The organism is Pseudomonas sp. S31, assembly GCF_016648105.1.
In the GTDB taxonomy this organism is placed as follows: Bacteria; Pseudomonadota; Gammaproteobacteria; order Pseudomonadales; family Pseudomonadaceae; genus Aquipseudomonas.
The window spans coordinates 123,631-145,538 of the sequence record NZ_JACVVE010000013.1; the positions used below are offsets into that span (position 1 = coordinate 123,631).

Below are 21,908 nucleotides of genomic sequence, written 5' to 3' on the forward strand. Positions count from 1 at the left end.
ACCATGTCGAAGTTCTTTATCGATCGCCCGATCTTCGCCTGGGTGATCGCCTTGGTGATCATGCTGGTCGGCGCCCTGTCGATCCTGAAGTTGCCGATCAACCAGTACCCGAGCATCGCGCCTCCGGCCATCGCCATCGCCGTGACCTACCCGGGTGCCTCCGCGCAGACCGTACAGGACACCGTGGTGCAGGTCATCGAGCAGCAGCTCAACGGTATCGACAACCTGCGTTATGTATCGTCGGAAAGTAACTCCGACGGCAGCATGACCATCACCGCCACCTTCGAGCAGGGCACCAACCCCGACACCGCCCAGGTCCAGGTGCAGAACAAGCTGAACCTGGCCACCCCGCTGCTGCCGCAGGAAGTGCAGCAGCAAGGTATCCGCGTCACCAAGGCAGTGAAGAACTTCCTGATGGTGATCGGCCTGGTGTCCGAAGACGGCAGCATGACCAAGGACGACCTGGCCAACTACATCGTCTCCAACATGCAGGACCCGATCTCGCGGACTGCCGGCGTCGGTGACTTCCAGGTATTCGGTGCGCAGTACGCGATGCGTATCTGGCTCGATCCGGCCAAGCTGAACAAGTTCCAGCTGACCCCGGTCGACGTCAAGACCGCCGTCGCCGCGCAGAACGTCCAGGTGTCCTCCGGCCAGCTCGGCGGCCTGCCTGCCGTGCCGGGCACCCAGCTCAACGCCACCATCATCGGCAAGACCCGCCTGCAGACCGCCGAGCAGTTCGAGAACATTCTGCTCAAGGTCAACACCGACGGCTCCCAGGTGCGCCTGGGCGATGTCGCCGAAGTGGGCCTGGGTGGCGAGAACTACGCCATCAGTGCGCAGTTCAACGGCAAGCCGGCTTCGGGCCTGGCGGTCAAGCTGGCGACCGGTGCCAACGCCCTGGACACTGCCAAGGCATTGCGCCAGACCATCGCCGACCTCGAACCGTTCTTCCCGCCGGGTGTGAAGGCCGTGTTCCCGTATGACACCACCCCGGTGGTCACCGAGTCGATCAGCGGCGTGATCCACACCCTGATCGAAGCCGTGGTCCTGGTGTTCCTGGTGATGTACCTGTTCCTGCAGAACTTCCGCGCCACCGTCATCACCACCATGACCGTACCGGTGGTGTTGCTGGGTACCTTCGGTATCCTTGCCGCCGCCGGCTTCAGCATCAACACCCTGACCATGTTCGCCATGGTCCTGGCCATCGGCTTGCTGGTGGACGATGCCATCGTCGTGGTGGAGAACGTCGAGCGGGTGATGTCCGAGGAGGGGCTGCCGCCCAAGGAGGCGACCAAGCGCTCCATGGGGCAGATCCAGGGCGCCCTGGTCGGTATCGCCCTGGTGCTGTCGGCGGTGCTGCTGCCGATGGCCTTCTTCGGCGGTTCCACCGGCGTGATCTACCGGCAGTTCTCCATCACCATCGTCTCGGCCATGGGCCTGTCGGTGCTGGTGGCGCTGGTGTTCACCCCAGCGCTGTGCGCGACCATGCTCAAGCCGCTGAAAAAAGGCGAGCACCATGTCGCCAAGGGCGGCTTCTTCGGTTGGTTCAACCGCAACTTCGACCGCAGCGTGGTGGGTTACGAGCGCAGCGTGGGCACCATCCTGCGCAACAAGCTGCCGTTCCTCCTGGCCTATGCGCTGATCGTGGTCGGCATGATCTGGCTGTTCGCGCGCATTCCCACGGCGTTCCTGCCCGAGGAAGACCAGGGCGTACTGTTCGCCCAGGTGCAGACCCCGGCAGGCTCCAGTGCCGAGCGCACCCAGGTGGTGATCGACGACATGCGCAAGTATCTGCTCAAGGACGAAGCCGATACCGTTTCTTCGGTGTTCACCGTCAACGGCTTCAACTTCGCCGGTCGCGGGCAGAGTTCCGGCATGGCGTTCATCATGCTCAAGCCTTGGGACGAGCGTTCTGCCGAGAACAGCGTGTTCAACCTGGCCACCCGCGCCCAGCAGCACTTCTTCGGCTTCCGCGACGCGATGGTGTTCGCCTTCGCCCCGCCAGCGGTACTCGAACTGGGTAACGCCACCGGTTTCGACGTGTTCCTCCAGGACCGCGCCGGCGTCGGCCATGCCAAGCTGATGGAAGCCCGCAACGAGTTCCTGGCCAAGGCCGCGCAGAGCAAGATCCTCAGCGCCGTGCGCCCGAACGGCCTGAACGACGAGCCGCAGTACCAGCTGACCATCGATGACGAACGTGCCAGCGCCCTGGGCGTGACCATCGCCGACATCAACAACACCCTGTCGATCGCCCTGGGTGCCAGCTACGTCAACGACTTCATCGATCGCGGTCGGGTCAAGAAGGTGTACATCCAGGGTCAACCGAACTCGCGGATGAGCCCGGAAGACCTGCAGAAGTGGTACGTGCGCAATGGCGCTGGCGAGATGGTGCCGTTCTCCTCGTTCGCCAAAGGCGAGTGGACCTACGGCTCGCCGAAGCTGTCGCGCTACAACGGCGTCGAAGCGGTCGAGATCCTCGGTGCCCCGGCCCCGGGCTACAGTACCGGTGAGGCGATGGCCGAAGTCGAGCGCATCGCCGGCGAACTGCCAACCGGCATCGGCTACTCCTGGACCGGCATGTCCTACGAGGAAAAACTCTCCGGCTCGCAGATGCCGGCACTGTTCGCCCTCTCGGTACTGTTCGTGTTCCTCTGCCTGGCAGCCCTGTACGAAAGCTGGTCGATCCCGATCGCCGTGGTCCTGGTGGTGCCCCTGGGTATCATCGGCGCGCTGATCGCCACCAGCCTGCGTGGCCTGTCCAACGATGTGTACTTCCTGGTCGGCCTGCTGACCACCATCGGCCTGGCGGCGAAGAACGCGATCCTGATCGTCGAATTCGCCAAGGAACTGCACGAGCAAGGCCGCAGCCTGTACGACGCGGCGATCGAAGCCTGCCGCATGCGTCTGCGCCCGATCATCATGACCTCGCTGGCGTTCATCCTCGGCGTGGTACCGTTGACCATCTCCAGTGGTGCGGGCGCTGGTAGCCAGCACGCCATCGGTACCGGGGTAATCGGCGGTATGATCAGTGCCACCGTTCTGGCGATCTTCTGGGTACCGCTGTTCTTCGTCGCAGTGTCGTCGCTGTTCGGCAGTAAAGAGCCGAAAAAAGAAGACGCCACCCCTGAAACTCCACGTTATGAGGCTGGGCAATGACCAAGTCTTTGTTATCCCTGGCAGTAACCGCTTTCATCCTCGGCGGCTGCTCGCTGATCCCCGACTACCAGACCCCGGAATCGCCGGTGGCTGCGCAGTGGCCGCAAGGCCCTGCCTACTCGCCGACCGAATCGGCCAACGTCGCCGCCGCCGAACAGGGCTGGCGCCAGGTCTTCCACGACCCGGCACTGCAGCAACTGATCCAGACCTCGCTGGAGAACAACCGCGACCTGCGCGTGGCTGCGCTGAACATCGACGCCTACCGCGCCCAGTACCGCATCCAGCGTGCCGACCTGCTGCCGGCGGTTTCCGCCACCGGCAGCGGCAGCCGCCAGCGGGTCCCGGCGAACATGTCGACCACCGGTGAGTCCGGCATCACCAGCCAGTACTCGGCCACCCTCGGCGTCAGTGCCTACGAGCTCGACCTGTTCGGCCGCGTGCGCAGCCTGACCGAGCAGGCCCTGGAAACCTACCTGTCCAGCGAGCAGGCGCGCCGCTCCACGCAGATCGCCCTGGTGGCCAGCGTGGCCAACGCCTACTACACCTGGCAGGCCGACCAGGCACTGCTGAAGCTGACCGAGGACACTCTCAAGGCCTACCAGGAAAGCTACAACCTGACCGCCCGCAGCAACGAGGTCGGTGTGGCTTCGGCGCTCGACGTGAGCCAGGCGCGCACCGCCGTTGAAGGCGCACGGGTCAAGTACTCGCAGTACCAGCGCCTGGTCGCCCAGGACGCCAACAGCCTGGCCGTGCTGCTCGGCACCGGCATTCCTGGCAACCTGCCCAAACCACTCGAGCTCGGTGCCGACCAACTGGCCGAAGTACCCGCCGGCCTGCCATCGGACATCCTTCAGCGACGCCCGGACATCCAGGAGGCCGAGCACCTGCTCAAGGCCGCCAACGCCAACATCGGCGCCGCACGCGCTGCGTTCTTCCCGAGCATCAGCCTGACCGCCAACGCCGGCAGCCTGAGCCCCGACATGGGCCACCTGTTCTCGGGTGGCCAAGGCACCTGGCTGTTCCAGCCGCAGATCAACCTGCCGATCTTCAACGCCGGCAGCCTGAGAGCGAGCCTGGACTACTCGAAGATCCAGAAGGACATCAACGTCGCCAAGTACGAGAAGACCATCCAGACCGCCTTCCAAGAGGTGTCCGATGGCCTGGCGGCGCGCAAGACCTTCGAGGAACAGCTGCAGGCGCAACGCGACCTGGTGCAGGCGAACCAGGATTACTACCGTCTGGCCGAACGCCGCTACCGCATCGGTATCGACAGCAACCTGACCTTCCTCGACGCCCAACGCAACCTGTTCAGTGCCCAGCAGGCGCTGATCAGCGATCGCCTGTCGCAGCTGACCAGCGAGGTCAACCTGTACAAGGCGCTCGGCGGTGGCTGGTACGAGCGCACCGGCGAAGCCCAGCAACAGGCTTCGGTGACAGCACCGCAAGGCTGACCCGCCCGGCACATCAAGCCCACCCTGGCGGTGGGCTTTTTGTTGCCCGCTCGACAACTAATTAACCAAACGGAACATTTACGTTCGATTATCGCCCACTACCGTTTGCGACGAATTGCCTCACCCCTTCCCCGCCCCGCACCATCCCTACACGCACTACTCGCATCACCCCAATAAAAACAAGAGATCCAATACCGATGAGTACTTTGCAACCCGCACGCCAGCTGCTGCCCGGCCTGTTGGCCGTTTCCTGCGCGCTCCCCGCGTTTGCCGACGAAAGTGGGTTCCTGGAGGACGCCAAGGCCTCCCTCAACCTGCGCAACTTCTACATCAACCGCAATTTCGTCGACCCGGCCAATGCCCAGAGCAAGGGCGAGGAATGGACCCAGAGCTTCATCCTCGATGCCCGCTCGGGCTTCACCCAGGGCACCGTCGGCTTCGGCGTCGACGTGCTCGGCCTGTATTCGGTGAAGCTCGATGGTGGTAAAGGCACCACCAACACCCACCTGCTGCCGGTACATGACGATGGCCGCCCCGCCGATGATTTCGGCCGCCTGGGCGTGGCCCTCAAGGCCAAACTGTCGCAAACCGAACTGAAGGTCGGCGAATGGATGCCAGTGCTGCCCATCCTGCGCTCGGACGACGGTCGCTCGTTGCCGCAAACCTTCCGCGGTGGCCAGTTCACCTCGCGCGAGATCGACGGCCTGGTGCTGTACGGCGGCCAGTTCCGCGGCAACAGCCCGCGCAACGACGCGAGCATGGAAGACATGTCGCTCAATGGCCGCGCCGCGTTCACCTCCGACCGTTTCAACTTCGCCGGCGGCGAGTACACCTTCAACGACAAGCGCACGATGATTGGCCTGTGGGATGCCCAGCTCAAGGACATCTACCGCCAGCAATACCTCAACCTGGTGCACAGCCAGCCCCTGGGCGACTGGACCCTGGGCGCCAACCTCGGCTACTTCGTCGGCAAGGAAGATGGTGCCGAACGCGCTGGCGAACTCGACAACCGCACCGCTTCGGCGCTGCTCTCGGCACGCTACCAAGGGCATACCTTCTACGTCGGCCTGCAGAAGGTCAGCGGCGACGATGCCTGGCTGCGGGTCAACGGCACCAGTGGCGGCACCCTGGCCAACGACAGCTACAACTCGAGCTTCGACAATGCCAAGGAACGCTCCTGGCAGGTACGCCATGACTTCAACTTCGCCACGGTTGGCGTCCCGGGGCTGACCCTGATGAACCGCTACATAAAGGGCGACAACGTCAGCGCCGGCGGCGTCGACGATGGCAAGGAATGGGCGCGCGAGACCGAGCTGGCCTACGTGGTGCAGTCGGGGTCGTTCAAGGATCTGTCGGTGAAGTGGCGTAACTCGACCATGCGCCGGGACTTCAGCACCAATGCATTCGACGAGAACCGCTTGATCGTCAGCTATCCGTTGAATCTGCTTTGAAGCTGCTGGCCCCGCGAAGAGGCCAGGTAATTCAAAAAAGATATAACTGCCTCAATAAACCTTCTTTGACGACATAAGCTGTAACCGCTTAAATCGGGCCCTGTTCCCACCGCAGAGCCCGACATGGACCTTCGCCAACTGCGCTACTTCATCGCCCTCACCGAATATCGCAGTTTCGTCCGGGCCGCCGAAGCCATGGGTATCACCCAACCCGCGTTCAGCCGCGCCATCCAGGGCCTGGAGCAGACCTTCGGCTGCCCGCTGGTGGACCGTGCCAGCAAGGCCCTGCCGCCCACGCCCGAGGGCCTGGTGGTGCTGCAACATGCGCGGCGCCTGGTGCAGGGCGCCGCGCAGTTGAGCAACGAAGTGCTGCAGATGACCAAGCTCGACGCCGGCGAACTGCACTTCGGCAGCGGCCCGGCCCTGGCCGTGCGGCTTGTTCCCGAGGCACTGCGCCAGTTCATCGCCAGCCATCCCGGTATCCGCACCGCGCTGCTGGTGGACAACGCCGAACGCCTGGGCCAGGCCTTGCGCCGCGAGCAGATCGAATTCTTCGTCGACGACATCCGCCCGTTTGAATCCGACCCCAACTTCCATACCGAGCCACTCACCCCTCGCCCGGGCCTGTTCTTCTGTCGCCCAGATCACCCGTTGCTGGCCAAGGACAGCCTGTCGACCAACGACCTGTTCAGCTATCCACTGGCCAGTGGCCTGCTCGCGCCCGGCGTACGCAAGCGCCTGGCCAACCTGAGCGGGCGTAACGACTTCACCCCGCACCTGCAGACCGAACACCTGCAGGTGCTGCGCAGCGTGGTCCAGGCCAGCGATGCGATTGGTACCGCAAGCGAAGAGGCGGTGGCCGAAGACCTCGCCGCCGGGCGCCTGGTGCGCCTTCATTGGCGCAACCTGCCGCCGGCGCTGGAGGTGCTCAGTGTGCGCTGCGGGGTGGTCAGCCGCAGTGGCTACCGCCTTTCGCCCGCGGCGCGGGCGATGATCGAGACGTTGGTGGAGCTGGATGTGCCAATGCGGACTGCTGGCATTCGCTGAACTGATGATGGTGGTGGCTGGGGGCTATCCTGTTCAGTATCGAAGCGGGTGTACCTGTGTCGGCCAACACAATGCCGAACAGGCCATCCAGGGAGGCACAACAATGAAAACCCTCGTCGATCACCTGAGCCAGTACGCCAACTACCACCGTGACCCGCGCAACATCGCCAGCCATTTCGTCGGCATCCCGCTGATCGTCGTGGCGGTGACCATCCTGCTGTCACGTCCCGGCTGGGACGTGGCTGGAGCCTGGCTCTCCCCTGCCCTGCTCGCGGCAGCGGCTTCAGTGTGGTTCTACCTGCGCCTCGACCTGCGCTTCGGCCTGGTCATGGGCCTGCTGCTGGGCTTGTGCCTGTGGCTCGGCCAGGCACTGGCGATCCAGGCCACAGGTGTGTGGCTCAGCGCCGGGCTGGGCGCGTTCGTGGTGGGCTGGGTCATCCAGTTCGTCGGGCACTACTACGAAGGCCGCAAGCCGGCATTCGTCGATGACATCAGCGGGTTGATCATCGGGCCGCTGTTCGTGGTGGCCGAGGCGGCGTTCATGCTGGGGCTGTGCGTGGAATTGAAGCGGGCCGTGGAGGCCAAGGCGGGGCCGGTAGGTATTCGGCGGAAGAACGCGACGGTGTAGCCATTCGCGGGCAAGCCCGCTCCCACAGGTGTTTCACCGCGCTGGGCGAAGTGATATCCCTGTGGGAGCGGGCTTGCCCGCGAAGCGGCCGCCACTCACCTCGTGACTACTCGCGCGACTCCACGCCCAGCTCATCCCACACCGACTCGGCCAGGTGGAAGGTGGCGTTGGCCGCCGGAATGCCGCAGTAGATCGCGCTCTGCATCAGCACTTCCTTGATCTCGTCGCGGGTCACGCCATTGTTGGCTGCGGCACGCAGGTGCAGCTTGAGCTCTTCGTTACGGTTCATGCCGATCAGCATGGCGATGGTGATCAGGCTGCGGGTGTGACGCGGCAGGCCCGGGCGGGTCCAGATGTCGCCCCAGGCATGCCGGGTGATCATTTCCTGGAACTCACCATTGAAGTCGTTGAGCTTCTCCAGGCTGCGGTCGACGTGGGCATCGCCGAGTACGGCGCGGCGTACCTGCATGCCAGCGTCGTAGCGTTGTTTCTCGTCCATGGCGTGCTCCTCAGTGGGCCAGCAGGAAATCGAGCACGCGCTGGCTGAACGCATCGCCGATCTCGACGTTGGACAGGTGCGCGGCCGGGAAGTCGACGTACTCGGCGCCGGCGATGCCGTTTTGCATGAAACGGCCATGTTCCGGGGTGGTCACCACGTCTTCGGTACCGGCGACGATCAGCGCCGGTACCTGGATGCGGCCGAGCTGTTCACGGTAGTCGGCATCGCGCACCGCCGCGCAGTTGGCCGCGTAGCCCTGCGGGCTGGTCTGCGCGAGCATCTGGCAGATGCGCTGGGCCTCGGCAGGCTGCTGCTCGACGAAGCCCGGCGTGAACCAGCGGGCCAGCGAGCCATCGCGCAGATCGACCATGGCCTGCTGACCACCCTTGAGCACGGTGTCGATGCGGGTGTTCCACACCTCATCGTTGGCGATCTTGGCGGCAGTGTTGCACAGGGTCACGCTCAGCAGGCGCTCACCGGCATTGATGCCCAGCCACTGGCCGATCAGGCCCCCCATCGACAGGCCGACGAAGTGAGCCTTGTGGATGTCCAGCGCATCGAGCAGGGCCAGCACGTCACGGCCCAGTTGCTCGATGCTGTAGAAGCCTTCGCTGACCAACGAAGCACCATGCCCGCGGGTGTCGTAGCGCAGCACGCGAAAGTGCTGGCTCCACAGCGGGATCTGCTTGTCCCACATGCCCAGGTCGGTGCCGAGCGAGTTGGACAGGACCAGTACCGGCGCATCGGCCGGGCCATCGATTTGGTAGTTCAGTACGCCATCGGCCAGTTGCAAGTGCGCCACAGCGGTCTCCTTCAGGCAGTGAATCGTTGATGTTCGGCCACCGCCCGCGCCACCCAGACGCGGGCCTGGCCCAGGTAATGAGCGGGGTCGAGCAGGCGATCGAGTTCTTCGGCGCTGAGTTCGGCGCTGACCTGTGGATCGTCGCCGAGCACCGCACGCAGATGCCGTTGTTCGGCCACCGCACGCTGGCAGCACTGCTCCAGCAGATGATGGGCTCGGTCGCGGCCCAGGCGCTGGGCGAGCACGATGCTCACCGCCTCGGCCAGCACCAGGCCCTGGGTCAGGTCGAGGTTGCGGCGCATGCGCGCAGCGTCCACTTCCATGCCGTCGGCGATCACCTGGGCCTGGCGCAGGGCACCGGAGACCAGGCAGCAGATGTCCGGCAGGGTTTCCCATTCGGCATGCCACAAGCCTAGGCTGCGTTCGTGCTCCTGGGGCATGGCGCTGTAAAGCGTCGACAGCAGGCCCGGTACGCGGGTGGCAGCGCCGATCAGCACCGCCGCACCCACCGGATTGCGCTTGTGCGGCATGGTCGAGGAGCCGCCCTTGCCTGGCGCCGACGGCTCGAATACCTCGCCGGCCTCGGTCTGCATCAGCAGGCTGAGGTCGCGACCGAACTTGCCCAGGGTACCGGCCACCAGGGCCAGTACCGAAGCGAACTCCACCAGGCGGTCACGCTGGGTGTGCCAAGGTTGTTCGGGCAGGCTCAGCGCCAGTTCCGCGGCCAGCGCCTCGGCCACCGGCATGGCTTTGGCGCCCAGCGCGGCCAGGCTGCCGGATGCGCCACCGAACTGCAGCACCAGCAGGCGCGGGCGCAGTTCCTTGAGGCGCTGGCGATGACGGGTCAGCGCGCCGAGCACGCCTGCCAACTTCATGCCCAGCGTCACCGGCGTCGCATGCTGCAGCCAGGTGCGCCCCACCAGGGGCGTGTCGGCATGCTGCAAGGCCTGGTGCGAGAGGCTGTCAGCCAGCTTGCCGAGGTCGGCCTCGAGCAGGTCCAAGGCATCGCGCAGTTGCAGGATCAGCCCGCTGTCCATGGCATCCTGGCTAGTGGCGCCCAGGTGCACGTAACGCTCGGCCTCGGGCACGCCGCTGGCAATCACCTTGCCCAACGCCTTGACCAGCGGGATGGCCGAGTTGCCAGCCGTGGCGATGGCGTCGGCCAGGGCGGCCACGTCATAACGCTCCGCCTGGCAGGCCACCTCGATGGCCGCCACCGCACCCTGCGGCACCAGTCCCACGGAGGCTTCGGCACGCGCCAGGGCAGCCTCGAAATCGAGCATGCCCTGCAGGCGGCCGCGGTCGCAGAACACCTTGCGCATGGCCGGCGCGGTGAAGTAGGCGTCGAACAGTTGGTCGGTCATGCCACGTCCTTAGTCGTCATGGTGCAGGTACGTCGCCTGTTTCGGCAGACGCAGGCTGAACAGGAAGGCGATCGCCATCATGGCCGTCACGTACCAGTAGAAGGTGTTTTCCATGCCCAGGGTCTTCAACCCCAGGGCCACGTACTCGGCCGAGCCGCCGAACGCCGCGTTGGCGATGGCATAGGCCAGGCCCACACCCAGCGCGCGCACCTGCGGCGGGAACATCTCGGCCTTCACCAGGCCGCTGATCGAGGTATAGAAGCTGACGATTGCCAGGGCCAGAGTCACCAGCACGAAGGCCATGAACGGGCTGCTCACGGTTTTCAGGGCCATCAGCAGCGGCACGGTGAAGATCGTGCCGAGGGCACCGAACAGCAGCATCGAGTTACGCCGGCCAATGCGGTCGGAAAGCATGCCGAAGAACGGCTGCATGACCATGTACAGGAACAGCGCACCGGTCATCACGAAGCTGGCGTTCTTCGCGGTCATGCCGGCGGTGTTGACCAGGTACTTCTGCATGTAGGTGGTGAAGGTGTAGAAGATCAGCGAACCACCAGCGGTGTAACCCAGTACGGTGATGAACGCTGCCGTGTGGTGGCGGAACAGGCCCTTGATGGTGCCCGCTTCCTTGTCCTTGCGGGTTTCGGCGCTGCTGGTCTCGTGCAGCGAGCGACGCAGCATCAGCGAGATCACCGCAGCGATCGCACCGACCACGAACGGAATGCGCCAGCCCCAGGCGCGCAGTTCGTCCTCGGTCAGCACCTGCTGCAGGATCACCACCACCAGCACTGCCAGCAGCTGGCCGCCGATCAGGGTCACGTACTGGAACGAGGCGAAGAAGCCACGCTGGCCACGCAGCGCCACTTCGCTCATGTAAGTGGCGGTGGTGCCGTACTCACCGCCCACCGACAGGCCCTGGATCAAGCGAGCCAGCAACAGCAGCGCAGGCGCCATCGCACCGAGAGTGGCGTAGGTGGGCAGGCAGGCGATCATCAGCGAGCCGAAGCACATCATCAGCACCGAAATCATCAGCGAGTTCTTGCGGCCATGGCGGTCGGCCAGGCGGCCGAAGATCCAGCCACCGATGGGGCGCATGAGGAAGCCTGCGGCGAACACACCTGCAGTATTGAGCAACTGCACGGTAGGGTCGTCGGAAGGGAAGAAGGCCGGGGCGAAGTAGATTGCGCAGAAGGCGTAGACGTAGAAGTCGAACCATTCGACCAGGTTGCCCGACGAGGCACCGACGATGGCGAAGATGCGCTTGCTGCGCTCTTCGCCGGTGTAATAGGTAGAGCTCATGGCGGTTTTACTCCTAGAGGGATACTGGCAAGTCTAGACATACCTAGTAACACACTCATTCCGCTTTGGGACAGGCAATTGGCCTTGTGTCTTAGGTGCCGGCCTCTTCGCGGGGGCAAGCCCGCTCCCACCTGGGAGGCGTGGTTCCCCTGTGGTAATGGGCTTGCCCCGCGAAAAGGCCGATACAGGTCAAACCCGTTCGATCGCCAATGCCAGGCCCTGGCCAACACCCACGCACATGGTCGCCAGGCCTTTGCGCCCACCGCTCTTCTCCAGCTGGTGAAGCGCGGTCAGCACCAGGCGCGCGCCGCTCATGCCCAGCGGATGGCCCAGGGCGATCGCGCCGCCGTTGGGGTTCACCTGCGGCGCATCGTCGGCCACGCCCAGCTCACGCAGCACTGCCAGGCCTTGGCTGGCGAAGGCTTCGTTGAGCTCGATGACATCGAAATCGGCCACCGCCACGCCCAGGCGCTCGGTCAGCTTGCGTACCGCCGGCACCGGGCCGATGCCCATCACGCGCGGCGCCACGCCGGCGCTGGCCATGCCCAGGACGCGGGCACGCGGGGTCAGGCCGTGCTTCTCGACCGCTTCGGCCGAGGCCAGGATCAGCGCCGCGGCACCGTCGTTGACGCCCGAGGCGTTGCCGGCGGTGACGGTCTTGTCCGGGCCATTGACCGGCTTGAGCTTGGTCAACGCTTCCAGGGTGGTATCTGGACGCAGGTGCTCGTCGCGCTCGACCACGGTCTCGCCCTTCTTGTGGACGATACGCACCGGCACGATCTCTTCATCGAAGAAGCCGGCCGCCTGGGCCGCAGCGGCCTTCTGCTGGCTGCGCAGGGCGAAGGCGTCCTGGTCGGCGCGCGAGACCTGGTAGTCGTCGGCGACGTTATCGGCGGTTTCCGGCATCGAGTCGACGCCATACTGTTTTTTCATCAGCGGGTTGATCAGGCGCCAGCCGATGGTGGTGTCTTCCAGCTTCATGTTGCGCGAATAGCCGCTTTCGGCCTTGCCCATCACGAACGGTGCACGCGACATCGACTCGACGCCGCCGGCGATCGCCAGCTCCATCTCGCCACTGGCGATGGCGCGGAACGCCGTACCGATGGCGTCCATGCCCGAGGCACACAGGCGGTTGAGGGTCACGCCTGGCACGCTGTCCGGCAGGCCCGCCAGCAGCAGCGCCATGCGCGCCACGTTGCGGTTGTCTTCACCGGCCTGGTTGGCGCAGCCGAAGAACACTTCGTCGAGTTGGTCCCAGGCCACCTGCGGGTTGCGCTCGATCAGCGCCTTGAGCGGCACCGCTGCCAGGTCGTCGGCACGTACGCTGGCCAGGGCGCCGCCGAAGCGGCCGATCGGGGTACGGATGGCATCACAGATGAAAACGTCACGCATCAGGCTTCTCCTGCCACATGGCCGTGGGCCGCGGCGGTATGGGTTTCGATCCCTGGTCAGGGTTCCACTATGGCATTCAGATTAAGGAGAGAGCCGGGGCTGGACAATCCGATAATCGACTATATGGGCGATTATCGAACTGATTATTGCAGCCCTAACTATCTGCCCGAGCCCTTACCTTCAGGTAGCGTCGGCGTGGCTGACCAGCCCCTTGACGATAACCCCCACCGTGGCCAGCGCAGCCGGTACCAGCAAGGCGGTCAGCACCTGTTCGAAGTTCCAGCCCAGGCCCAGCAATGTCGCGCCGCTCCAGGCCCCGAGGATCGCGCCGAAACGGCCGATCCCGAGCATCCACGATACACCCGTGGCTCGCCCCTGGGTCGGGTAGAAACGCGCCGCCAGCGACGGCATGGCCGACTGCGCGCCGTTGACGCACATGCCAGCGATCAGCACCAGGGTCGCGAGCAGGGTGATGTTGCCCAGGCTCTGGCCTACGGCGTAGGCGAACACACCCGCCAGCAGGTAGAAGATGCCGATCACCTTGTGCGGATTGTAACGGTCCATGGCCCAGCCGACGATCACTGCGCTGAGCACCCCGCCAAACTGGAACAATGCGCCGATGAACGCCGCCTGTTCCATGCTTGCGCCGCTGTCACGCATCAACGTCGGCAACCAGCTGGTCAGCAGGTAGACAATGACCAGGCCCATGAAATAGGTCAGCCACAGCAGCACGGTGCCCAGGCCATAGGTGCCCGAGAAGATCACCGCGAAGACGTTGCGGGTGGCCACCACCTTCTGCTCCGGCACGCTGAAGCTGCCGGCCTGGGCCACCACATCGGGCGCGATCGGCGCCAGCGTCTTGCGCACCTTCTCGCTGCCGCGGTTGCGCACCACCAGAAAACGCGCCGACTCCGGCAGCCAAGCCATGAGCACCAGCACCAGGAGCAGCGGCAGCACCCCGCCGATCACCAGCAAGCTGTGCCAGCCGTAGGCCGGGATCATCTTCGCCGAAAGGAACCCGCCGCCGGCCATGCCCAGGTTGAAACCGCAGAACATGCTGGTCACCAGCAGCGACTTGAGGCGCTCCGGGGTGTATTCGGACAGCAATGTGGTGGCGTTGGGCATGCCCGCGCCAAGCCCGATGCCGGTCAGCAGGCGCAGCACCAGCAACTGGTCGACGTTGGTGGCATAGGCCGACGCCAGGCTGAAGCCACCGAATACCAGTACCGCGCCCACCAGCACCACCTTGCGACCGAATCGGTCGGCCAGCGGCCCAGAGCCCAGGGCACCGAACACCATGCCGATCAGCGCCGCACTCATGACCGGGCCGAGGCTGGCACGGTCGATGCCCCACTCCTGGGACAAGGCCGGGGCAATGAAGCCCATGGCGGCGGTATCGAGGCCGTCCAGGAAAACGATCAGGAAGCAGAGAATCACCACCCGCCATTGATAGGCGGACAAAGGCTGCTGGTTGATGAAAGTTTGAACGTCGAGGCAATTGCCGACAGTCGCTTGCGGTTTGTTCATTGTTGTTATCCAGAAATGGGCACAGGCACGTCACTGCACGTGAGCGACAGGCGCAGGTTCGATCATCGATTGAGGGTGGCCTGGGTCAGCCTGGATAAAACAGGTCTGCACACGGGTGCGGCCGTGGCAGATGGTGGACAGTAATCATGCTGTGTGCCTCTGATGTTTTTCTTGTCCGGTCGGCACAGCCGACCGCTGCGAAAGACATTAATCAGCGGCTGGGGGGTGACGCAATTCGCCAGGGACGACACTGTGCGTTTATCGCACAGGAATGGCGCGAGCCTGCTCGAAAATGGGGCCGCCTGGCGACCCCTGGCATGCATTCAACCAAACAGTTGATGGCAGAGGTCGCGGCTGGCGGCCAGCAGAATCGGCAGGAAGCGCTGCTCCAGCTCGCTGCGGCTGACTCGACCGACATGGGTACTGACGTTCAGCGCCGCCAGTACCTGCCCGGAGGCGTCGTAGATCGGCACCGCGATGGAGCGCAAGCCCTGTTCCAGCTCCTGGTCCACCACGCACCAGCCCTGCGCGCGCACCTGCTGGATGCAGGCGAACAGCGACTCGGCATCATGCAGCGTGCGGCTGGTACGGGCCTTGAGGTCGGCCCGCTCGAGGTATTCGCGCAGGCTGGTGTCGTCCAGCGCCGCCAGCAGGATACGCCCCATCGAGGTGCAGTATGCCGGCAGCCGGCCCCCCACCGACAGGTCGACCGAGATCAGCCGCTCGACCGTGGCCGAACGCGCGATATAGAGGATGTCGTCGCCCTCCAGCGTGGCCATGTTGGCAGCCTCGTGCAGCTTGTCGCTGATGCGGTCCAGGTACGGCTGGGCAGACACCGCCAACGGTGTCGACGACAGGTAGGCGTGGCCGAGGGTGAGCACCTTGGGCAGCAACGAATAGGTGCGCCCATCGGTGGTGGCATAGCCGAGCTTGATCAAGGTGTGCAGGCAACGGCGCACGGCAGCGCGGGGGATTTCCGTGCGGTGGCTGATCTGGGCGATGGTCAGGTGCCGCTTGCGCTCCTGGAATGCCTGGATCACCGCCAGGCCGCGCGCCAGCGAAGTCATGAAGTCCGGATCACCGGTGAAGGCCTGGATACGCTTGGCCGGCGAGGCCACGATCGGTGGCGCCAGGGCTGGAGCGGTCGTGCGTCCAGGTTCCGCGCTGGCGGTCTCCACCGGCTGGATTTCGTCGTTCATCGATCACCTCAAAAAAATCGCTGGTTCGTGCGATTATCGAACGAACGGCCGATAATCGCAATTGACCGCTGCCACATTTGCTTATACCTTGCTCATGCCACATGTGGCTTCTTTGGAGAGACTGGTCAGGTACCCACCGTAGAAGTCCCCAGGCAACGGCCTCGCCTTGTGCGGGGCCGTTTTTGTTTGTGCCTGCGCTTTTGCGAACTTTCCGAACCGAACCCTTTCAAACTTGGCTAAGCACGTGGGAATACTTACCTTCCCTCGAACATTATCGTCATGCCCGGTCAATATTGGGTAAAGATGCCTGCCGGGTATTTTGCCGATTGCTATAATCGCCGCACTGGCTGGAAACGCATCGGCAATGGTGCAATGCCATTCGGGCACTTTTCTGCAAACGCCAGGCGAACGCCCCTTCAACTTGAATCAGGTATTACTGTGACGAAAGACGAACTGCGCGCCGAACTCGAGCGCCAGGCTGAACGTTACAAGGAAGTTTACGGTGGGGAAGTCACCACCTATGCCGCTCAACCGGATCCAGAGCGTAAACCTTGGCGCAAACGCGCCAGCATCCGTGACCAGGCCTTCAGCGAGGAGCTGGAGAAAATGGAAAAGGAACTGCGCAGCGACGGCGCCTGAACCTGCCGATCCGCTCGCCCGCGTCAGCCGATGCGGGCAGATCTTTACCGCCAGGCTGAAGATGAAATGGAATTACACAAATTTCATACATCCGTTTGAATTCAGGCCAGCTTGCATTTTTGCCGCCGTTTTCCAGAATTTTCTCGATAATGAGCGAAATTTCTGTGACTTAGGTAGGTCTTGGCTCCGCTTGCCCATCACGTGAAGCCGGTTGCAAGATTGCCATCGGTCAGTAGCGGGTGCATCGATTGCCAAGGTTTTCTGGCATAATCCGGCCCCCCTATGACCGCCAGACAACCTTCATGATCGATTTATTCAGCGGACTGGATGCCTGGGTGTTGGTGAGCCTGCTGCTCGCCCTGACCTTCGTGCTCGCATTCGAGTTCATCAATGGCTTTCATGACACCGCCAACGCGGTAGCCACCGTCATCTATACCAAAGCCATGCCTCCGCACCTGGCCGTGTTCTTCTCCGGGGTGTTCAACTTCCTCGGCGTTCTGCTGGGCGGCGTCGGCGTGGCCTATGCCATCGTCCACCTGCTGCCGGTCGAGCTGCTGATCAACGTGAATACCGGCCACGGCCTGGCCATGGTGTTCTCGCTGTTGGCTGCGGCCATCACCTGGAACCTGGGCACCTGGTACTTCGGCATTCCCGCCTCCAGCTCGCATACCCTGATCGGCTCGATCCTCGGCGTGGGCCTGGCCAACGCGATGATCAACGACATCCCACTGGGTGATGGGGTCAACTGGCAGAAGGCGATCGACATCGCCATGTCGCTGGTGGTCTCGCCCCTGGCCGGCTTCGCCGTTGCCGCGCTGGTGCTGATCGGGCTGAAGTGGTGGCGCCCGCTGTCGAAGATGCACAAGACGCCGGAGCAGCGTCGCAAGCTCGACGACAAGAAGCACCCTCCCTTCTGGAACCGCCTGGTACTGGTGATCTCGGCAATGGGCGTGAGCTTCGTGCACGGGTCCAACGACGGCCAGAAAGGCATTGGCCTGATCATGCTGGTACTGATCGGTATCGTCCCGGCCAAGTTCGTGCTCGACCTCAACAGCACCACCTACCAGATCGAGCGTACCCGCGACGCCACCCTGCACATGAGCCAGTTCTACCAGCGCAACGAAGCGACGCTGGGCGAGTTCCTGGCCCTGGGCAAGGCCAAGTCCGGCGACCTGCCAGCGCAGTTCAGTTGCAACCCGCAGCAGACCGAACCGACCATCGCCGCCCTGCAATCCTCGCTCAAGGGCGTGACCGACTACCACGACCTGAGCGCCGACAAGCGCGTGGAAGTACGCCGCTACCTGCTGTGCCTGGACGATACCGCGAAGAAGGTCGGCAAGCTGCCAGGCCTGGACGCCCGCGAGAAGTCCGACCTCGATAAACTGCGCAAGGACCTTACCGCCACCACCGAATACGCCCCGTTCTGGGTGATCGTGGCCGTCGCCCTGGCCCTGGGCCTGGGCACCATGGTCGGCTGGAAGCGCGTGGTCCTGACCGTTGGCGAGAAGATCGGCAAGCAGGGCATGACCTACGCCCAGGGCATGTCGGCGCAGATCACCGCAGCCTGCGCCATCGGCATGGCCAACGTGTTCGCGCTTCCGGTATCGACCACCCATGTGCTGTCGTCCGGCGTGGCCGGCACCATGGTCGCCAACAAGAGCGGCCTGCAAGGCGGCACCGTGAAAACCATCCTGCTGGCCTGGGTACTGACCCTGCCGGCCTCGATGGGCCTGGCGGCGGGGCTGTTCTGGCTGGCGTCCAAGGCACTGGCCTGAGGCATCCCTGCCATCATGAAAAAGGCGCCCTCGGGCGCCTTTTTCATGGGTGCGCGCTAGCGCTTTTTCTTCCCCAGCAGCGACCCCATCAACCCACGCACCAACTGTCGGCCCAACTGGTTGGCCGCCTGGCGCACGGCCGACTTGATCGCCTGCCCCGCCGCACTCTGCAAGAAGTCCCCGGCCTTGTCGGCCAGGCTTTCCTCGTCCGGCTTGGGCACTGGCGCCGGCTCCACCGGCTCGCCCTTGCGCTGGGTCAGCATTTCATACGCCGATTCACGATCGACCGGCTTATCGTAGCGCCCGGCCAATGGCGAGGAGGCGATCAGCGCACTGCGCTCGGCCGTGCTCAATGGCCCGATCCGCGATTGCGGTGGCGCCACCAACACCCGCTGGACCATCGCCGGCGTGCCTTTCTCCTCCAGAGTGCCAACCAACGCTTCACCGATGCCCAACTCGGTGAGCACCGCCAGGGTGTCGAACGCCGGGTTCGGACGGAAGCCATCGGCCACTGCCCGCAACGACTTCTGCTCCTTGGCGGTGAAGGCCCGCAGCCCATGCTGGATACGCAGACCCAACTGGGCCAGCACGGCGTCGGGCAAGTCACCCGGTGACTGGGTCACGAAGTACACCCCGACGCCTTTCGAGCGAATCAGCCGCACCACTTGCTCGAGACGGTCCTGCAGGGCCTTGGGCGTGCCGTTGAACAGCAAGTGGGCCTCGTCGAAGAACAACGCCAGCACCGGCTTGTCGGCATCGCCACGCTCGGGCAACTGCTCGAACAGCTCGGCCAGCAACCACAGGAGGAAGGTCGCGTAGACCTTGGGTGCCTCGTGCACCAGGCGGCTGGCATCGAGCAGGTGAATGCGGCCACGACCGTCCGCCTCCGGGCGCAGCAGGTCTTCGAGCTGCAGGGCCGGCTCGCCGAACAACGCCTCGGCACCCTGCTGTTCCAGCGTTGCCAGCCGCCGCAGCAAGGCCTGGGTCGAGGCGCCGGTCATCAGCGCGCTGTCCTCGCCGAGCAGTTGAGGGTTGTCCTTGAGATGGGCGAGCAGCGCCTTGAGGTCCTTCAGGTCGAGCAACAACAGGCCTTCACGGTCGGCCACCTTGAAGGCCGCATACAGCGCTGCCTGCTGGCTGTCGGTCAGTTCCAGCAGATTGCCCAGCAACAACGGCCCCATGTCGGTGAGGGTGGTGCGCAGCGGATGGCCGGACTGCCCGGCGATGTCCCACAGGCTGACCGGGTAGGCCTTGGGCACATGCCCCAGCCACGGCATGCCGGCAATGCGCTCGGCCACCTTGCCCTGAGGTGCACCCGCCGCGCCAAGGCCGCACAGGTCACCTTTGACATCGGCGGCGAACACGGCCACGCCAGCATCGCTGAACACCTCGGCCAAGTGCTGCAGGGTGACGGTCTTGCCGGTGCCGGTGGCCCCAGCGACCAGCCCATGGCGGTTGGCCAGTCGCATGGCCTGGCTGACCGGCTGGCCGTCCTGGCCGGCACCCACCACTATCTGCGAAGTATCCGTCATCTTATTTCATCCTCTGTTCAAGCTTTGCAGCCCAGTGGCCGATATCTACCGTGAGATTCGCGTGAAAGACAGTAACACCCCTAAAGGGACTTAACGGGATGTTGCACTGTTTTGCGGCTATTTGCCTGCGAACACCCGATTTAAACCTTAGCGGAACCGATTACGCCATGAATAGAAGCCTTCGATTCAGCCACAAGATTCTTCTGGCAGCTTCGCTGATCGTGATACTCGCCTTCAGCCTTTTCACACTCTACAGCGACTATCTCCAGCGTAATGCGATCAGGGCCAACCTGGAGAACTATCTCTCCGAGATGGGAGAATCGACTGCTACCAATATTCGCAACCTGTTCGATGGCCGCATCAAACTGGTGGAAAACCTGGCGCAGAACATCGCCCAGGCGCCTACCACGGCGGAAACCTTGATGGGCCAGAGCGCCCTGACTTCGAGTTTCCTGACCGTGTACCTGGGCAAGGCCGACGGCGGCTTCAGCGTACGCCCGGATGCGCCCATGCCCGACGGCTACGACCCGCGTACCCGCCCCTGGTACAAGGACGGCATGAGCGCCACCGGCGTCATGCTCACCGAACCCTACATCGACATGACCACCAACAAGATGGTCATCGGCATCATCGACAAAGTGTCTTCCAATGTCGGCGTAGTGGGCGGCGACCTGGCCCTCGACGGCTTGGTGCAGATCATCAACTCGCTGAACTTCGGCGGCATGGGCTATGCGTTCCTGGTCAACGACCAAGGCAAGGTCCTGGTCCATCCGGACAAAGACCTGGTGATGAAGTCGCTGTCGGACCTGTTCCCGCACAACACACCGAAGCTGTCCGCCGACCTGACCGAGGTCGAGAGCCATGGCCAGGCCCGCCTGCTGACCTTCACCCCGATCAAGGGCCTGCCTTCGGCGAACTGGTACATCGGCCTGTCCGTGGACAAGGACAAGGCCTTCACCATGCTCAGCACCTTCCGCACCTCGGCGGTGATCGCCACGGTGGTAGCGGTGGTGATCATCATCGCCCTGCTCGGCCTGCTGATTCGTGTACTGATGCAACCGCTGCACACCATGACCCGTGCCATGGAGAACATCGCCGAAGGCGAAGGCGACCTGACCCGCCGCCTGGCCATTCACAACCATGACGAGTTCGGCATTCTCGGGGCCGCGTTCAACCGCTTCGTCGAGCGCATCCACGAGTCGATCCGCGAGGTGTCGTCGGCCACCCAACAGGTCAACGAAGTGGCCCTGCGGGTGATCAGCGCCTCCAACTCGTCGATGAGCAACTCCGACGAACAATCCAACCGCACCAACAGCGTCGCCGCCGCCATCAACGAACTGGGTGCCGCCGCCCAGGAAATCGCCGGCAACGCCGCCCAGGCTTCGCAGCATGCCAGCTCCGCACGCCTGTTGGCCGAGGAAGGGCAGCAAGTGGTAGAGCGCAACATTGACGCGATGAATCGCCTGTCGGACCTGATCGTCACCTCCAGCGCGCACATCGAGACCCTCAACAGCAAAACCGTCAACATTGGCCAGATCCTCGAAGTGATCACCAGCATCTCGCAGCAGACCAACCTGCTGGCGCTCAATGCGGCGATCGAGGCGGCCCGTGCCGGTGAAGCCGGCCGTGGCTTCGCCGTGGTCGCCGACGAGGTCCGCAACCTGGCGCACCGCACCCAGGAATCGGCGCAACAGGTGCAGGCCATGATCGAAGAGTTGCAGGTCGGTGCACGCGAATCGGTCGAGACCATGGGCCAGAGCCAACGCCACAGCCAGGACAGCATGGCCATCGCCAACCAGGCCGGCGAACGCCTGGACAGCGTGACCGTGCGCATTGGCGAGATCGACGGCATGAACCAGTCGGTGGCCACCGCCACCGAGGAACAGACCGCCGTGGTCGACTCGATCAACATGGACATCAACGAGATCAACATGCTCAACCAGGAAGGCGTCGAGAACCTGCAGGCGACGTTGCGTGCGTGTTCGGACCTGGAGCAGCAGGCGACGCGGCTGAAGCATCTGGTGGGTAGTTTCCGGATCTGACTAGTTAGACCGCGTTGCCTTTTTCGCGGGTAAATCGCAGCGGCGAACCGCCGCTCCTACAGAGACCCTACAACCCCAGCGGTTTCGATGGTCCTGTAGGAG

Annotated in this window: 16 protein-coding genes and 1 pseudogene; 9 read left to right on the forward strand and 8 right to left on the reverse strand. The window is 64.0% G+C overall.

Annotated features, from left to right (window positions below):
• Positions 1 to 3 precede the first annotated feature (3 nt).
• The 5 genes from ttgB (at position 4) to IAE37_RS12385 (ending at position 7,736) form a co-directional block, all read left to right on the forward strand.
• Positions 4 to 3,159 (forward strand): multidrug efflux RND transporter permease subunit TtgB, encoded by a 3,156-nt coding sequence (gene ttgB, locus IAE37_RS12365; protein ID WP_201173949.1) that lies wholly within the window; start codon positions 4 to 6, stop codon positions 3,157 to 3,159.
• Positions 3,156 to 4,610 carry an AdeC/AdeK/OprM family multidrug efflux complex outer membrane factor gene (locus IAE37_RS12370; protein WP_201173952.1) on the forward strand — a complete coding sequence of 485 codons (1,455 nt, stop codon included), beginning with the start codon at positions 3,156 to 3,158 and terminating at the stop codon, positions 4,608 to 4,610. The genes ttgB and IAE37_RS12370 overlap by 4 nt, the downstream gene beginning before the upstream one ends.
• A 197-nt stretch (positions 4,611 to 4,807) precedes the next feature.
• A complete protein-coding gene (locus tag IAE37_RS12375) occupies positions 4,808 to 6,061 on the forward strand; it encodes an OprD family porin (protein ID WP_201173955.1) in 1,254 nt (417 codons plus the stop codon).
• A 123-nt stretch (positions 6,062 to 6,184) separates the two neighbouring features.
• Positions 6,185 to 7,108: a LysR family transcriptional regulator gene (locus tag IAE37_RS12380; protein ID WP_201173957.1), complete on the forward strand. Its 924-nt coding sequence runs from the start codon at positions 6,185 to 6,187 to the stop codon at positions 7,106 to 7,108.
• A 103-nt stretch (positions 7,109 to 7,211) separates the two neighbouring features.
• A complete protein-coding gene (locus IAE37_RS12385) occupies positions 7,212 to 7,736 on the forward strand; it encodes an Mpo1 family 2-hydroxy fatty acid dioxygenase (RefSeq protein ID WP_201173961.1) in 525 nt (174 codons plus the stop codon).
• A gap of 106 nt (positions 7,737 to 7,842) precedes the next feature.
• Here the strand turns inward: IAE37_RS12385 and pcaC are convergent, their stop codons facing one another.
• From pcaC to pcaR, 7 genes are all read right to left on the reverse strand, one after another.
• Positions 7,843 to 8,235: a 4-carboxymuconolactone decarboxylase gene (pcaC, locus tag IAE37_RS12390; RefSeq protein WP_201173964.1), complete on the reverse strand. Its 393-nt coding sequence runs from the start codon at positions 8,233 to 8,235 to the stop codon at positions 7,843 to 7,845.
• Positions 8,236 to 8,245: 10 nt separating this feature from the next.
• Positions 8,246 to 9,037, reverse strand: a complete 792-nt coding sequence (gene pcaD, locus IAE37_RS12395) for a 3-oxoadipate enol-lactonase (RefSeq protein WP_201173972.1) — start codon at positions 9,035 to 9,037, stop codon at positions 8,246 to 8,248.
• Between the two features lie 11 nt (positions 9,038 to 9,048).
• Positions 9,049 to 10,401: a 3-carboxy-cis,cis-muconate cycloisomerase gene (locus IAE37_RS12400; RefSeq protein WP_201173976.1), complete on the reverse strand. Its 1,353-nt coding sequence runs from the start codon at positions 10,399 to 10,401 to the stop codon at positions 9,049 to 9,051.
• Between the two features lie 9 nt (positions 10,402 to 10,410).
• Complete coding sequence (locus IAE37_RS12405; RefSeq protein WP_201173979.1) at positions 10,411 to 11,700, reverse strand: MFS family transporter; 1,290 nt, start codon at positions 11,698 to 11,700, stop codon at positions 10,411 to 10,413.
• A 189-nt stretch (positions 11,701 to 11,889) separates the two neighbouring features.
• Entirely contained in the window at positions 11,890 to 13,095 is a 1,206-nt protein-coding gene (gene pcaF, locus IAE37_RS12410) for a 3-oxoadipyl-CoA thiolase (RefSeq protein ID WP_201174002.1), read from the reverse strand.
• Between the two features lie 177 nt (positions 13,096 to 13,272).
• A complete protein-coding gene (locus tag IAE37_RS12415; protein ID WP_201173981.1) occupies positions 13,273 to 14,619 on the reverse strand; it encodes an MFS transporter in 1,347 nt (448 codons plus the stop codon).
• 323 nt (positions 14,620 to 14,942) lie between these two features.
• A complete protein-coding gene (gene pcaR, locus IAE37_RS12420; protein WP_236409922.1) occupies positions 14,943 to 15,818 on the reverse strand; it encodes a pca regulon transcriptional regulator PcaR in 876 nt (291 codons plus the stop codon).
• 438 nt (positions 15,819 to 16,256) lie between these two features.
• Between pcaR and IAE37_RS12425 the strand changes: the two genes are divergently transcribed.
• Complete coding sequence (locus IAE37_RS12425; protein ID WP_201174006.1) at positions 16,257 to 16,457, forward strand: hypothetical protein; 201 nt, start codon at positions 16,257 to 16,259, stop codon at positions 16,455 to 16,457.
• A 302-nt stretch (positions 16,458 to 16,759) separates the two neighbouring features.
• Positions 16,760 to 18,232 carry an inorganic phosphate transporter gene (locus IAE37_RS12430; RefSeq protein ID WP_201173984.1) on the forward strand — a complete coding sequence of 491 codons (1,473 nt, stop codon included), beginning with the start codon at positions 16,760 to 16,762 and terminating at the stop codon, positions 18,230 to 18,232.
• A gap of 56 nt (positions 18,233 to 18,288) precedes the next feature.
• Here the strand turns inward: IAE37_RS12430 and IAE37_RS12435 are convergent, their stop codons facing one another.
• Positions 18,289 to 19,764 (reverse strand): helicase HerA-like domain-containing protein, encoded by a 1,476-nt coding sequence (locus IAE37_RS12435; RefSeq protein WP_201173987.1) that lies wholly within the window; start codon positions 19,762 to 19,764, stop codon positions 18,289 to 18,291.
• A gap of 311 nt (positions 19,765 to 20,075) precedes the next feature.
• Here IAE37_RS12435 and IAE37_RS29175 point away from each other — a divergent pair.
• Together IAE37_RS29175 and IAE37_RS29180 are read left to right on the forward strand one after the other, a co-directional pair.
• Positions 20,076 to 20,951, forward strand: a pseudogene (locus IAE37_RS29175) (HAMP domain-containing protein); the annotation flags it as partial.
• A gap of 90 nt (positions 20,952 to 21,041) precedes the next feature.
• Entirely contained in the window at positions 21,042 to 21,806 is a 765-nt protein-coding gene (locus tag IAE37_RS29180; RefSeq protein ID WP_442967811.1) for a methyl-accepting chemotaxis protein, read from the forward strand.
• Positions 21,807 to 21,908 lie beyond the last annotated feature (102 nt).

Excerpts from the sequence above, each read along its gene's own strand:
- ttgB (WP_201173949.1), top strand. The coding sequence starts at position 4 with ATGTCGAAGTTCTTTATCGATCGCCCGATCTTCGCCTGGGTGATCGCC.
- IAE37_RS12370 (WP_201173952.1), top strand. The coding sequence starts at position 3,156 with ATGACCAAGTCTTTGTTATCCCTGGCAGTAACCGCTTTCATCCTCGGC.
- IAE37_RS12375 (WP_201173955.1), top strand. The coding sequence starts at position 4,808 with ATGAGTACTTTGCAACCCGCACGCCAGCTGCTGCCCGGCCTGTTGGCC.
- IAE37_RS12380 (WP_201173957.1), top strand. The coding sequence starts at position 6,185 with ATGGACCTTCGCCAACTGCGCTACTTCATCGCCCTCACCGAATATCGC.
- IAE37_RS12385 (WP_201173961.1), top strand. The coding sequence starts at position 7,212 with ATGAAAACCCTCGTCGATCACCTGAGCCAGTACGCCAACTACCACCGT.
- pcaC (WP_201173964.1), bottom strand. The coding sequence starts at position 8,235 with ATGGACGAGAAACAACGCTACGACGCTGGCATGCAGGTACGCCGCGCC.
- IAE37_RS12400 (WP_201173976.1), bottom strand. The coding sequence starts at position 10,401 with ATGACCGACCAACTGTTCGACGCCTACTTCACCGCGCCGGCCATGCGC.
- IAE37_RS12405 (WP_201173979.1), bottom strand. The coding sequence starts at position 11,700 with ATGAGCTCTACCTATTACACCGGCGAAGAGCGCAGCAAGCGCATCTTC.
- IAE37_RS12415 (WP_201173981.1), bottom strand. The coding sequence starts at position 14,619 with ATGAACAAACCGCAAGCGACTGTCGGCAATTGCCTCGACGTTCAAACT.
- pcaR (WP_236409922.1), bottom strand. The coding sequence starts at position 15,818 with ATGAACGACGAAATCCAGCCGGTGGAGACCGCCAGCGCGGAACCTGGA.
- IAE37_RS12430 (WP_201173984.1), top strand. The coding sequence starts at position 16,760 with ATGATCGATTTATTCAGCGGACTGGATGCCTGGGTGTTGGTGAGCCTG.
- IAE37_RS12435 (WP_201173987.1), bottom strand. The coding sequence starts at position 19,764 with ATGACGGATACTTCGCAGATAGTGGTGGGTGCCGGCCAGGACGGCCAG.
- IAE37_RS29180 (WP_442967811.1), top strand. The coding sequence starts at position 21,042 with ATGAGCAACTCCGACGAACAATCCAACCGCACCAACAGCGTCGCCGCC.